The 12070-nt window shown below is 60.7% G+C and carries 13 protein-coding genes and 1 pseudogene; 10 read left to right on the top strand and 4 right to left on the bottom strand.

Features of this window, described 5'->3' with window-relative positions:
• Positions 1-512 (top strand): hypothetical protein (locus tag ACSLE4_RS06425; protein WP_435903651.1); only part of this gene is annotated, 512 nt, incomplete at its 5' end.
• 615 nt (positions 513-1127) lie between these two features.
• Here the strand turns inward: ACSLE4_RS06425 and ACSLE4_RS06420 are convergent.
• Entirely contained in the window at positions 1128-2354 is a 1227-nt protein-coding gene (locus ACSLE4_RS06420) for an acyl-CoA dehydrogenase family protein (protein ID WP_435903650.1), read from the bottom strand.
• Between the two features lie 154 nt (positions 2355-2508).
• On the opposite strand from ACSLE4_RS06420, the pseudogene ACSLE4_RS06415 reads away from it, so the two are divergent.
• The 4 genes and pseudogenes from ACSLE4_RS06415 to ACSLE4_RS06400 form a co-directional block, all read left to right on the top strand.
• Positions 2509-2622, top strand: a pseudogene (locus tag ACSLE4_RS06415) (endonuclease/exonuclease/phosphatase family protein); the annotation flags it as partial.
• On the top strand, positions 2567-2896 hold the full coding sequence (locus tag ACSLE4_RS06410; protein WP_435903649.1) for a 5'-3' exonuclease H3TH domain-containing protein: 330 nt from the start codon (positions 2567-2569) through the stop codon (positions 2894-2896). The pseudogene ACSLE4_RS06415 and the gene ACSLE4_RS06410, both read left to right, overlap by 56 nt.
• A 64-nt stretch (positions 2897-2960) precedes the next feature.
• On the top strand, positions 2961-3875 hold the full coding sequence (locus tag ACSLE4_RS06405; protein ID WP_435903648.1) for an NAD(P)/FAD-dependent oxidoreductase: 915 nt from the start codon (positions 2961-2963) through the stop codon (positions 3873-3875).
• A 72-nt stretch (positions 3876-3947) separates the two neighbouring features.
• The gene (locus ACSLE4_RS06400; protein WP_435903647.1) at positions 3948-4154 is read left to right on the top strand and encodes a hypothetical protein; all 207 of its coding nucleotides are present in this window, start codon (positions 3948-3950) and stop codon (positions 4152-4154) included.
• Between the two features lie 34 nt (positions 4155-4188).
• On the opposite strand, the gene ACSLE4_RS06395 is transcribed toward ACSLE4_RS06400, so the two are convergent.
• Both ACSLE4_RS06395 and ACSLE4_RS06390 read right to left on the bottom strand, forming a co-directional pair.
• On the bottom strand, positions 4189-4449 hold the full coding sequence (locus tag ACSLE4_RS06395; protein WP_435903646.1) for a GlsB/YeaQ/YmgE family stress response membrane protein: 261 nt from the start codon (positions 4447-4449) through the stop codon (positions 4189-4191).
• Between the two features lie 67 nt (positions 4450-4516).
• Positions 4517-4975, bottom strand: a complete 459-nt coding sequence (locus tag ACSLE4_RS06390) for a YidB family protein (protein ID WP_435903645.1) — start codon at positions 4973-4975, stop codon at positions 4517-4519.
• A gap of 558 nt (positions 4976-5533) precedes the next feature.
• On the opposite strand from ACSLE4_RS06390, the gene ACSLE4_RS06385 reads away from it, so the two are divergent.
• The 5 genes from ACSLE4_RS06385 (at position 5534) to ACSLE4_RS06365 (ending at position 10653) form a co-directional block, all read left to right on the top strand.
• Positions 5534-6943: a chemotaxis protein CheB gene (locus tag ACSLE4_RS06385; RefSeq protein ID WP_435903644.1), complete on the top strand. Its 1410-nt coding sequence runs from the start codon at positions 5534-5536 to the stop codon at positions 6941-6943.
• 347 nt (positions 6944-7290) lie between these two features.
• Positions 7291-7608 carry a phage tail tip lysozyme gene (locus ACSLE4_RS06380; RefSeq protein ID WP_435903643.1) on the top strand — a complete coding sequence of 106 codons (318 nt, stop codon included), beginning with the start codon at positions 7291-7293 and terminating at the stop codon, positions 7606-7608.
• Positions 7609-7776: 168 nt separating this feature from the next.
• Positions 7777-8466 (top strand): ATP-dependent DNA ligase, encoded by a 690-nt coding sequence (locus ACSLE4_RS06375; protein WP_435903652.1) that lies wholly within the window; start codon positions 7777-7779, stop codon positions 8464-8466.
• A 561-nt stretch (positions 8467-9027) separates the two neighbouring features.
• Positions 9028-9246, top strand: a complete 219-nt coding sequence (locus ACSLE4_RS06370) for a hypothetical protein (RefSeq protein WP_435903642.1) — start codon at positions 9028-9030, stop codon at positions 9244-9246.
• A 45-nt stretch (positions 9247-9291) separates the two neighbouring features.
• Positions 9292-10653 carry an alanine/glycine:cation symporter family protein gene (locus ACSLE4_RS06365; RefSeq protein WP_435903641.1) on the top strand — a complete coding sequence of 454 codons (1362 nt, stop codon included), beginning with the start codon at positions 9292-9294 and terminating at the stop codon, positions 10651-10653.
• 1115 nt (positions 10654-11768) lie between these two features.
• Here the strand turns inward: ACSLE4_RS06365 and ACSLE4_RS06360 are convergent.
• Positions 11769-12070, bottom strand: a 302-nt coding sequence (locus ACSLE4_RS06360; RefSeq protein ID WP_435903640.1) for a helix-turn-helix domain-containing protein, incomplete at its 5' end; no start/stop codon positions are given.

Below are 12070 nucleotides of genomic sequence, written 5' to 3'. Positions count from 1 at the left end.
AACATGCGGAATACCGCATCCTCAAAGCTGTGTGCCCCCGGCATAAGGGGCGGCGCCAACTCGGCACAGCAAGCGCGCTGCGCCCGCACAAGGAGGGCGTTGAGAAACGCTCCGCCAGCGTTCGTATTGACCTCTATCAGCCTCGGACCGTCTTCGCCGAGATGGAAGTCGTAACCCATCAGCGCGCCGAGCGGACCATGATCCCGCGCTATTTCGGGCGCCCAAGACAGAGCGGCCATCTGGTACGCCGCGAGCCGGGATGTCGCCTCCACAGCCGCTACGACTTCTTGCATCTCGGCGACTGCGCTGGCCGGAAGAAAAACCGGCACGTTCGAGAACAAGTGGGTTCTCGGGTGGATGAACGTCTCACAGAACTCCGCGTCGCCTGCCTCGCGCGCCAACGCCTCGCACAGCGATGCGCGGTCAAGCGTGATGCAAAAGCAGGATTGATTGAGGTGGTCCGAGACGGATTGCTGCCGATCGGAGGAAATGGGAGCTGGAGTATTCACTAACCCTCGCGCGCCTCGTGACGAAAGGCGTCTCCACGACTCAGCAGAGGGTAGCACTTGTCCGTTCCGAAAATTGCATCCGCTGGAGATTTAGCCAGCGGTTTTCCCTGCTCTGCGGGAAACAATTCCCTGTTAGCTCGATAAAAATCCCTGTTCGGATGCGTAGGGAATTTTGGTGTAAGTAGCTGACTTATAGTCGGAAAACCGAGCCATTTTCCCGCCTTGGCGGCTAGATATGCGAAATTTCCCTGTATTTTCCCGGTTATCAGGGAAATTGACTGCTGAGACAGGTTCGCCGCTGCCTCCCAGCACAGCCACCTAGTCGGGGAGTTTCTGGCTCTCTCCCACTGTTCGGCTAAGAGTCCGAAAGAAGCCCGGAAATCCGCCACAGAATTGGCATGCTTCTGCGGGTGCGTCTCAAGAGACGCCCTTCTAGTGCGAGAGCGCGCGATTTTTCGGCCTTTGTCTCTCCAGGCCATTTTCGGGGGTCACACTTGCAGAGGGGCAGATGGTCCCTCAATCAGGCTGATGCGATGCTGGTTTCGACTCCGATGATGGCCTTAAGCTCGAGCGCCTATCGAACAAATCTACCTGCGGGTCCAGGACATGCGTCGGCCGTCATGCCCTCGGGAGCATGCGATCGCTGATGATGCGGCGTTGGATTTCACTGGTACCTTCGAAGATTGTAGTCACCCTTGCGTCGCGCCAATAGCGTTCGATTCGCCGTTCTGTGGTGTAGCCATTGCCGCCGTGGAGCTGCATGGCTCGATTGGTGACGCGCACGGCCATTTCGGTGGCGAGCAACTTCACCTGCGCGGACTCGCTTTCCGCCGCCTCGCCCTGATCCAACAAATGCGCGACCTGCTGCCAGAAGGCTCGAGCCTGGGCGACCTCGGCGGCCATGTCGGCCAGCGCAAACCGCAGCGCCTGAAACTCACCGATTGGATGGCCGAACTGCTCGCGTTCCTGAAGATATGCCCACGTGTCCTCAAGGGCGGCGCGAGCGACGCCGACGGCGCGTGCTGCGGTATGTACGCGAGCGATGTTTAAGCCCCGCTGGACTGCGGCGAAGTCGCCCAAATCCGCGTCGGCACCTTCGTCGCCGTAGAGACCGGTTAGGCGATCGCCTTCTGGAACGCGTACTCCATCGAGTTCGAGGTGCCAAGTAAGGAAGCCGTGGTAGCCGATCTTGTCGATCACGCGCCCGGTCATGCCGTCGGGGAACGTGCCTGGCTGTTTGACTACCAGGAAGGTTTCGAGGCCGGCGGAGCGCGGTTCGCCCTGTTTGGGCTCTCGCGTCCTGGCGAGCACCTCGATGAAGTTGGCGGCGAGCGCAAAACCCGCCCAACGCTTGGTTCCCGAGAGGAGCCAGTGATCGCCCTCGCGGATGGCCCGGGTCTGGACGGCGGCCAAGTCTGAGCCGGCGGTTGGCTCTGATAGCGCAATTGCACCGATCCATTTGCCCTGGGACGAGCGGCGCAGCAATTCGAGCCTGCGCGCGTCGTCGATCGTTTGCGTGCCGAGTCCCTGGCCCCGCGCGAGGATGCTGCCGACCGAAAGCCAAGCGCGCGAGAGTTCTTCTGAGACAAGGCAGTATTCGAAAACGCCGAGCCCCATACCGCCGTGCTCAGCGGGAATGGTAATGCCGAACCAGCCCTTTGCGGCCATTTGATCGATAAGGCTCTTCGGCATCTCCGCCTTCTGGGGATCGAGCTTGTCCGCGACCGGGAGGACGATATCCCGGGCGAAGGCGCGGGCCTCTATCTGAAGTTCAATGCGTGCGCCAGTGCGCCAGGGTGCCTTCAGTTCCGGGGGTTGCGGGTCCAGGCGCTTTTGAAGCGGCATGTATCTTCTCTAGAAGAAGCCGGAAATTCGCCGCGAAAGGGCGGTTTTTTTCCAGGAGGACAAAAAGAGACCGTGGCCGAGGAAGAACGCCAAGTTGATCCCGGTTTATCTCTCGAACCATTTTCAAGTCACGCTTTGCCGAGGCGGTCCGACGATTAGTGTAGCATCAAGCTGTACCTTCAACGTCAATAACGTCAACAAGCGGCTGACCAATGTGCTCCCTTGGCTGCGCCAGTCGCGGCCCGACGTGGCCTGCCTTCAGGAGCTGTGTCGAGCCTAAGCAGGTGCCGGATTTCATCGCCTTACGCGGCGACCCGTCAGACAAAATACCGGGGGCTCCGGGGGTGGGGGCTACGGGAGCCGCCTCACTCATTGAACGCTACGGCAGCCTCGACGCCGCGCTCGCTGCTGGCCGCTTTCCAGCGATGGCCGACACCTTGCGGCTCTACCGGTCAATCGCCACCATGGACAAGAAGGCGCCCTTACCAAGCTTAAGGGCTCAAAAGCCCACTTGGCATAAGGCGTCCTGCGCTGGCGCGTGAGTGGGAGCTAAGCCAACTCGCACGCCGTCTCGACGAGCTCGATAGGCATGCTTAGGATTAGCTGATGGCTAAGGTATGTGACGTCGCAATTGTTGGAGGCGGTGCGGCAGGACTCAGCGCCGCGATCCTTTTGGGGCGGTGTCGTCGCCATGTCGCTCTCTTCGATACGGGGGCTCCACGAAATCAGGCGTCGCGAGCCGTGCACGGGCTGCTTGGCCACGAGGGTCGAGCGCCAAGCGAGTTGCTAGCCATCGCTCGAATTGAACTCGCACGCTATGAGACTGTCACGCCGCATTCAGACCTTGTGACCGCCATAAATCGTTCCGGTAGTGCCTTTTTGGTAACGTGCGAAAGTGGCTCGACTTTCAGTGCACGTAAGGTCCTTTTGACGACGGGCCTGATAGACGACGTTCCCTGTCTTGAAGGCATCGAGCGGCTCTACGGTCGGAGCGTTCACCACTGCCCCTATTGCGATGGCTTCGAACATCGAGACCAACCCCTCGCGATCTATGGAAGCGGCGACAAGGGCGCCGGCCTGGCGCTGATGATGAAGCAATGGTCATCAGACGTGCTGTTGTTCACAGACGGCCAGGCGCCCGTTTCAGCTGATATGGCGGAGCGTCTTGAGCAGCAATCGATAGAGATCTGTTCCGAGCAAATTGCACGGCTAGAGGGAACGGAAGATAGCGCCTTGAAAGGAATTCACTTGAAGAGTGGCAGAGTCATAGAGCGCAGCGCGATGTTTTTTTCCACGGGTTCACACCAAGGCTCCAATCTTTCCGAAACGTTGGGATGCCGCCGCGATGACAAGGGGGGTATCGTCACGGACCCGGTTACGGAAGAAAGCAGCGTCCCTGGCATCTATGTCGCCGGAGACGCCTCGCGTGATCTTTTGCTTGTTGCCGTTGCCATTGCTGAAGGCGCCAAGGCTGGAGTGGCGATCAATCGAGCGTTACTGAGGGAGGATGGGCTAGGATGAACGACCTTAATTGGACAGGATGAGGCTTCTGAGCTGCGGCCTCGATGCGGCAACACCTTAGGGATGATTCTAATGGAAGAAGCGACCATCGACCGCGCAGCCATGGGGCGCTTGGCGAAAGCGTTGGCGTTCGTGTGTGGCCCGAATCATCCAACAACGGTTGCCTTGCGTGCAGCCGCCGAGAGTGGGTCGGAGCGAGACATTAAAAGCGCCCGCACGCTGTTTCTTAGATTGAAGCCCGGAGATCGTCAGGCGGCCTTGGCCATGCTCGACGTTTGACCTGCCGCCGGGCAAGTCGATGACGACAATGCGGTCAGCCGCTGTGACGCCGACCAACAACCGCGCCCCAAACAAGAAGCACGACGATCGCCCCGACGGTCGCGCCGATGAGGCCAGCACCTTCGCCCGCGGTGTACCAGCCAAGAGCCTGTCCCAAAAAAGTCGCGACGAATGCGCCTACGATGCCCAGTATCGTTGTCAGGATAAAGCCACTTGGCTCGTTATCACCTGGAGTGATTAGCTTCGCGAGTACGCCTGCGACAAAGCCGATGAGGATCGTCCATATAATACCCATACCCAGCCTCCTTCGGGTAAGCCTCGCCTGCGATGGGCTCTGACTTGATCAAGTTGTTTGTTCGGCACTATGCAGCGTCAGCTTCCATTGGAAGGCGCCCTTGCGGCGTGTACTTATCCACCGCATCGGGAAGTTCGCGACACAACCGCGTGACGAGGTCGTCACGCGAAAGGCCGGTGTGCTTCGATAAGGTGTCCAGCACATCAGGTCCAATCGCCCGCTCAAGTTCGGCCGCTGTGCACTGTCTGTTCGGTCCGGTCTTAACCCATGACTCTGCCGTCTCGCCCTGGCCACTCTGCCCGAAGCGTTCCATAAGCTCGGCGAGTCCACCACTCAGGATCCCGCCGGCGCTGGCACCGCCGAGGCCGAGTTGCTCAAGCAAGCCACCGGCGCCGCTCTGCCCGTCGGCTCTAGGCTCGTTCTGCCCAGATCCACGAAGCATTTCGGCGATCTTGTCCCTGTTCTGGTAGCCCGCTATCGCGAGCAATCCTAGTAGGGCAGTCATAGAGGGGAATCCGCGGCTCATGGTTTGCTCCTGTTCTGGCCTGCCAAAACAACTTTGAGCCGCGTTACAAGTTCCATCAGGGTCTCTAATACGGCTCCCCCAGGGTGGGCGCGCGTAGAAGGTTCTTTGGATGTCGAGGGATCAGCCTTGTCACTCGATGATTTATCCGGGGCTGTGATCGATTTCTCGCGGCAATGCGATGGGCCGCGCCGGTTGCGTTTGCATTGGCGTTTCTTGAGTCACTTGCAGTGTTTTCCCTACTTGTACCGGCATGGGCGGCTCTCGTAGGGATTGGTGTTCTGGTTCACGCGGCTGGCATTCTGGCCGGTGTGGCTAGCGGCCTCGCTGGGAGCGGTGATTTTTATTTGGCTCGGTTATACATTCAAGGAACGAGTGGCGGAGCTAGCCGTTGTCCTGCCAAACTGCCAATTCTGCGCTAAAAGTGGAGTGGCTGATAAGGCTCGGCTCGCTGGCCGTACATGGCATCGTGGTGGCGGTAGACGAGACAGCGGTCGCCGGGCCGGCGGGTGGGCGTGGCGCCGCGAGTTCGAGGCTCCTTCTATAATCCCAGAGGAAAGCGTGAACCGGAAACCGCCGAACAAAGCCAAACGCTCCGGGCCCCGTCCCAAGGGGTCCCGCGAAGCGAATGCGGCGGATCGGCCGCCGGTTCCCGCGCGCGCCGATGGTACGGAAAACGCACCAAGCGCAGCCGAAGCTTCGGGCACGTCCCCGACGAGCCTGTGTCCCGTCGTCGGCGTCGGCGCCTCGGCGGGGGGCATCGAGGCGCTGATCCGCCTGTTCGAGGCGATGCCGTCCGACAGCGGCATGGCGTTCCTGATCGTGATGCATCTCGATCCCACCCGCGAGAGCCAACTGGCGCCCCTGCTGGGCCAGCATACCGCTATGCCGGTCACAGAGGCCGCCGACGGCGCGGCCATCGAGCCCGACCATGTCTATGTAATCGCGCCGGACTCAGCCTTGACAATCGATGATCGCAGGCTGCGGCTGACGGAGCCAACCGAGCGGCGCGGCGTCCGCTACCCGGTGGATCGCCTGTTCGAGTCGCTGGCGAAGCATCGGCGCGAAAGGGCGATCTGCATCGTCCTATCGGGGTCCGGCAGCGACGGCACGGAAGGGCTGAAAGAGGTCAAGGCGCAGGGCGGTTGCATTCTGGTGCAAGACCCATCGACCGCACGCTTCGATAGCATGCCGCGAAGCGCCATCGCGGCGGACCTAGCCGACCAAGTGATTGCCCCGGAGCACATGCCGCATGTGCTCATGCGCTACATAGCCCATGCCTACATTTCGGGATCGGAGGTGGTCGATGAGACAACAAATGACCCCTCGATCGACCCAGTGCTGGCCTTGCTGAGGAGCCGCGCCGGCCACGACTTCCGCCTCTACAAGCGCAACACGCTCAAGCGCCGGATTCACCGGCGCATGGGGCTCAACAATTTGCACACGTTGGCGGAATACGTCGAGCTCCTGCGCACCAGGCCAGGGGAACTCGAAACTCTGACCAAGGATCTCATGATCAACGTCACGGGATTCTTCCGCGATCCCGAAGCCTGGACGGCCCTCGACGAGACGGTTCTTGCCCCCTTGGTCGACGAGCGCGACAGCGGAGCAGCGGTGCGCCTCTGGATTCCCGCCTGCGCCACCGGCGAGGAAGCCTATTCCCTGGCTATGCTGCTGGTCGATCGCGCGGAGGCAGCGAACAAGCAGTTCGACATAAAGCTGTTCGCCACCGACGGTCGGGAGGACAACCTTGCGGTGCCCCGCGCGTCCCGGAACCATGACGTGCCTACTGCCCAGCCGGTAAAGGTGGCGGCAATCCACTTCGTTTCAGCCAGGAGCCGGGATTCATTAGGGGGTAGCGATGCTCAGTTTGCCTTACCCTCTGGGACGCAGGCTGCGATTAATGGCTTCCCAAGCTTGCAGGATGGGTATCGCCGCTCCAAATCGAGCCATTCCCGAGTGAACCCCTAGAGCCGTCGGTTCTCCTGGGAGGGGGTGCCTCCGAGGGGAGTCCTCGACGAAGCTCGGGCTTCCGGGTGGGAGCTGTTCGATATAGGGGGTCCCCCCTTCGGCACAGAGCACTTCTACATGCCGCTGATGTTCTCCGATTCGAGGCCATGGGGGGTGTCTTCCCCGCAGTTAGCACGGTGGAGCATTTCTGAGATTTCATGCTCATAGTGGGCCAGCTAGTGGGCCAGTTGCGGGGGGTGGACGTCTAGTTGGAGCAGTCCACCGACCGCATACCTAGGTGCGGTGTGGGGGCCCCTGCGATCATGATAACCTCGCCCCTGGAGCATTAGCAGGGCCTACGTGAGACCATGACCCTTCTCGACAACGGCTGGACTGCAGAGCAGGCGAAAGGGCTGCTCGATAGCCTCAACCTCGATGGCGGAGTTCCGGACTGGGATCCCCAGTATCTGCAGAAGTTAAAGGACTGGTGTTCGGGACAAGAGAAGGACTGGAGCAAGATTGAAAGTCAGCTCGAGTTTGTCGCTCACGAGCTCTGCAGCTCGTACGAGCGAATAGGGGCGGCTCTCAAGCAAGCCACGACAGTTCAGGAGGCAGAAGATGCGGTGGAGCCCTACGTGAAGGTGATCCAAGCGCGAGCGATTTCGAGAGGACCACGGCTGCCTTAGTAAAAGGAGGCAGTGAGAATTGTCAGGCTCTGCCCGGTCTCCATCCTCGTAATTTTCGCTAGAGTGGCTATATCACCAGCACCAATGTCCCGCGTAACGACCCGCCTAAAGTTCATCCCGCCCCAGCTCCCGAGCTTGACCGACCAGCCGCCCGAAGGTGGCCAGTAGATCCACGAGGTCAAGCAGGACGGCTACCGCACGCAGCTCATTTTGCAGAACGGTGAGGTCCGCGCTTTCACGCGCAAGGGACACAACTGGACAGACAGGTATTCGATTATTACCGAGGCAGCCGCCGGGCTGCCCTGCCGTGTGGCCATTCTCGACGGTGAGGTCGTCGTTCAGGATGGCCGCGGTGCTTCGGATTTCGAGGCTCTCCAGGAAGCTCTGAGTACCGGGCGGGGCAGGTTGATCTACTACGCTTTCGACCTTCTGCACCTGGATGGCGAAGATGTGCGGGACCAGCCATTATCGGAGCGCCGACGGAGGCTAAGCCAGGTCCTCAGCGCCGACGAAACGAGCCCTGTGCAATTCAGCCAAGAGTTCATCGGTGAAGCAGCCGCCTTCTTTCGGGCTTGTGCCGATCATGGACTAGAGGGAATCGTCTCGAAGCGCGCTTCGTCACGCTATCGCAGCGGACGCAGCAAGGCTTGGCTCAAGACCAAGTGCTTCACCGAAAGCGAGCTGATGCTCGTTGGCATTGACCGCGATCGCAAGACTGGCGCGGAGCGTGCGCTGCTCGCCAACCAATCCAGCGGTCGCCGTCAAGCTCAGCCGGACCCTCAACGAGCTTTGAAGGCTGACCTTGGATGGTTGACCGTGCGAAGCTGCCGAGGCTGTTGGGGCGGCCCTCAAGCGTAGATGGTGCCTTTTAACCACGGTGTTGCAGCAGCGATACAGCCCGCTTTGAATTTGCTTGCTATACCTGGGTCACAAAGGGGGGAAACTCCTATGACCGAGAAACTTCGGAGCGTTGTCGCGCTGTCATTGGCACTGCTGTCAATTGGACTGATATTGACGTTGTTGTCGGTTCCAGTTGCAAGCATGTACGGCGGCCCCCTGTTCTAGGGTCGTTGCCAGCCTCCGCTCAATCTGCTCCGACCGGGCCGGTGCTGTCTCTTGAAGACCTGAAGCGCGGACTGCCGCACTAACCTTGGCGCCTGACTTCGGGCTGCTAGAGGGTGGAAGCATGCCAAAGCATGGTGTCGCCTATCGCTTGGGATGGGGACTTTACTGGGCTTGCGTCGGAGTTGGTCTCGCTTGGGTTACTTTTTGGGTGCTGGTTTTGACGAGTCCCCAGTCGGAGGAGCTTCTGACGTGGCGGCAGGACGGCACGTTGGGACTGATGTCGTTCTTTTTGATTTTTCCATTGGTCGTGGCCTACGGCCTGGGCCGCATTGTTCGCTACGTTATGTCAGGTGAGTGAATAATGCGCCGCGCCAGCGCCGGGCGCCAAGGCGGTGCACGAAGTCGGTAGCCTCTATAGGCCGTTCATTGTCGAGGACGGCCAGATCGTCGGATCGTCGGCAGGCTCGTTATGACAGGCTGACCGACGTGCTGGAAACCTTTTACGGCCAGGGCCTCGGCTCGCATTATCAGGCGCAGGGGCTGAAGCTGTCGAAGCACTTCTGCCAGGAGTGAAGCGTCTCCGCGGGAGGCGCCTAAACCGCTTAAGGGGGGACGGAAGTGGACGCAATCAGTACCGGTCTGACCTGGCTGAACGGCATCGTCTGGGGCGTGCCGATGCTGATCCTTATCCTCGGCGTCGGCCTGTTCCTCACGGTCGGACTGAAGCTCCGCACCATTGTCCATGTGCCACTGAGCTTCTGGATGCTATGGCGCGGCCGCCGTCCCGAGGGCAAAGGCGAGATTACGCCCTTCAACGCCTTGATGACCGAACTCTCCGCCACGATCGGCACGGGCAATATCGCAGGTGTCGCGACCGCCATATTCCTCGGTGGCCCCGGCGCGATATTTTGGATGTGGATGACCGCCCTGGTCGGCATGGCGACGAAATACGCGGAGGCCGTGCTCGCCGTCCGCTATCGCGAGAAGGATTCGCGCGGGGAGTGGGTCGGCGGCCCGATGTATTACATCAAGAACGGCCTTGGCTCCCGCTGGACGTGGCTCGGCACCTGCTTCGCGGCGTTTGCGGGGATCGCTGGCTTCGGCATCGGCAACATGGTGCAGGCCAACTCCGTTTCGCACGCGCTGGAGAACTCGCTCTCGATACCGCTCTGGGTGACGGGCCTTATACTCTTCGTGCTCGTGGGTGCTGTCTTGATCGGCGGCATCAAGCGTATCGGTGCGGTCGCTGGCAAGCTAGTTCCCATCATGGCGATCACCTATGTCGTCGCCGGTCTACTGGTCCTCCTCCTGAACCTGCGGCAAATTCCGGAGGCCTTCGAGCTGATCTTCACCTATGCCTTCTCGCCCGCAGCCGCGACAGGAGGGTTCGCCGGCGCGGCCGTATGGGCGGCGATTCAATTCGGCGTCGCCCGCGGCGTGTTTTCCAATGAGGCGGGCCTCGGCTCGGCCCCGATCGCGCATGCCGCTGCGCAAACGCATGGGCCGGTCAGCCAGGGGGTGATCGCCATGCTTGCCCCCTTCATCGACACCATCGTCATCTGCACCTTCACCGCGCTGGTCATCTTGACGAGCGGCGTCTGGACGACCGGCGTGACAGGCGCCGCGTTGACCTCCAATGCCTTCGAGGCCACGCTCCCGGGCTTCGGCCATCACATTGTGTCGTTCGCGCTCGCCCTGTTTGCGTTCACCACGCTGATCGGCTGGTCCTACTACTCTGAACGCGCGCTCGAATATCTGTTCGGCGTCAGGATCATCACGCCGTTCCGAATTGCTTGGTGCCTTGCCATCGTGGTTGGCGCCACGATGGAGCTTGCCTTCGTCTGGCTGCTTGCCGACACCCTGAACGCGCTCATGGCGATTCCGAACCTGATCGCCCTCGCGCTGCTGAGCCCTGTCGTGTTCGCGCTCACCCGCGAGTTTTTCAAGACGCGCGGCCAGTCGGAGAACAATCCGTTTTAGCAGCACCGGGCACGATTTCGCAGTACAGTTCGAGAAGCTGATGAGGGAGGCGGCGGTCACGCCTTTTGCTAATCGAGGCCTCCGCGCCAGCCTGCACCGGATAGCGCGACGGCCTGTAACACGGGCCAAAGACGTGGAACCCCAAACCCGCGTTCTCGTACTACCTTCGCCAGCGGCTCAAACTACTCGCCGGCGTAACAGCGGATACGTTTCCTGGACACCGCGCTCTGGGTCAGGCCCAGTGCCGCCGCTGTTTCCTTGTGTATGGCGTAGCAGCAGGTGCTAGGTCCTCTCACCGTCGGACAGTCCGCGTCCTCACGCTCGGGAATATGACCGTGCCGTACCCGCCGCCGGCGGCCACCTTCGGTGCGCTCCTCGGCCGGGCTGTCCAGGAACCCGGCGGCCTCGGCGACGACCTGGGTACGTCCTTGGCTGGGTCAGCTTGAAAACGCTGCGTCGCTCACTGCGTACAGCGCCCTACCATCGGCGGATCTGCGGGACCAGCCATTATCGGAGCGAAGACGGAGGCTAAGCCAGGTCCTCAGCTCCGACGAAACGAGCCCTGTGCAATTCAGCCAAGATTTCATCGGTGAAGGAGCCGGAGGCTTGGGCTCCGGGGGAGGCTACTCGATGCTGGTCCGAACGAGGCATCGGCAAAAGGCCGAAGAGCCCGCGGGGAACAATCGTACGTTTCGGGGATTTATTCACTGAAACGGAGACGCCCATGTCCGCTCAACTGACCACCCGCTCAGTTGGCCGGCAAGCTGGATGTCCGTCACGAGCAGGTCTATGTCAAGACCGTCACGGAGTTGTTCCACGGCGCCTTCCCCTGTGCTTGCTTCCACCACCGCCCAGCCAGCCTCCTCCAGTCCCGACGCCATGTCGGCGCGGATCAGCCACTCGTCTCAACGAGCAGGACAACCGGAGAGTTGGGGGTCTCGGGTATATCATGCCTCCAGGCGTCTGAAAACGCAGCGCCTTAAGAGTCGAACTCAGGTGGAACTCCGCGTGTTCCGATTGAAATGTCTGAAATCGTGGAGGCTGATTCCGCTTTTGCTTGATCAGTCGTCCGCCCATTCAAGGTGCGAGTTCACACGCTCCCCAGTGACTTGGTATCACGCATCCTCCCGTTCTCGCCTCAGTCCGGGCGCGTCATGCAAGACCACATATAACAGCGAATTGTGCACTTTTAGCTCGCCGTTGTACTCGATGAAACCGAGCTTGCGAAACTTGTTCATAAAATCGCTCACGCGCGACCGCGTGGTGCCGACCATCTCAGCGAGAGTTTCCTGGCTAATTTTAGCTATCACCGGTTCTGGCTTGCCCTCTTTGCCGAAGTTGGCCATTAGCAGAAGCAACCTCGCCAGACGCTTCTCACTCGAATTGAACAGCTGATCGACCAGATCAGCCTCAACGC

It is taken from the genome of Methyloceanibacter sp. (assembly GCF_051306395.1).
Lineage (GTDB): Bacteria > Pseudomonadota > Alphaproteobacteria > Rhizobiales > Methyloligellaceae > Methyloceanibacter.
This window is presented reverse-complemented; position numbering and strand designations above follow the sequence as displayed.

Excerpts from the sequence above, each read along its gene's own strand:
- ACSLE4_RS06410 (WP_435903649.1), top strand. The coding sequence starts at position 2,567 with ATGTGCTCCCTTGGCTGCGCCAGTCGCGGCCCGACGTGGCCTGCCTTC.
- ACSLE4_RS06405 (WP_435903648.1), top strand. The coding sequence starts at position 2,961 with ATGGCTAAGGTATGTGACGTCGCAATTGTTGGAGGCGGTGCGGCAGGA.
- ACSLE4_RS06400 (WP_435903647.1), top strand. The coding sequence starts at position 3,948 with ATGGAAGAAGCGACCATCGACCGCGCAGCCATGGGGCGCTTGGCGAAA.
- ACSLE4_RS06380 (WP_435903643.1), top strand. The coding sequence starts at position 7,291 with ATGACCCTTCTCGACAACGGCTGGACTGCAGAGCAGGCGAAAGGGCTG.
- ACSLE4_RS06390 (WP_435903645.1), bottom strand. The coding sequence starts at position 4,975 with ATGAGCCGCGGATTCCCCTCTATGACTGCCCTACTAGGATTGCTCGCG.
- ACSLE4_RS06420 (WP_435903650.1), bottom strand. The coding sequence starts at position 2,354 with ATGCCGCTTCAAAAGCGCCTGGACCCGCAACCCCCGGAACTGAAGGCA.
- ACSLE4_RS06395 (WP_435903646.1), bottom strand. The coding sequence starts at position 4,449 with ATGGGTATTATATGGACGATCCTCATCGGCTTTGTCGCAGGCGTACTC.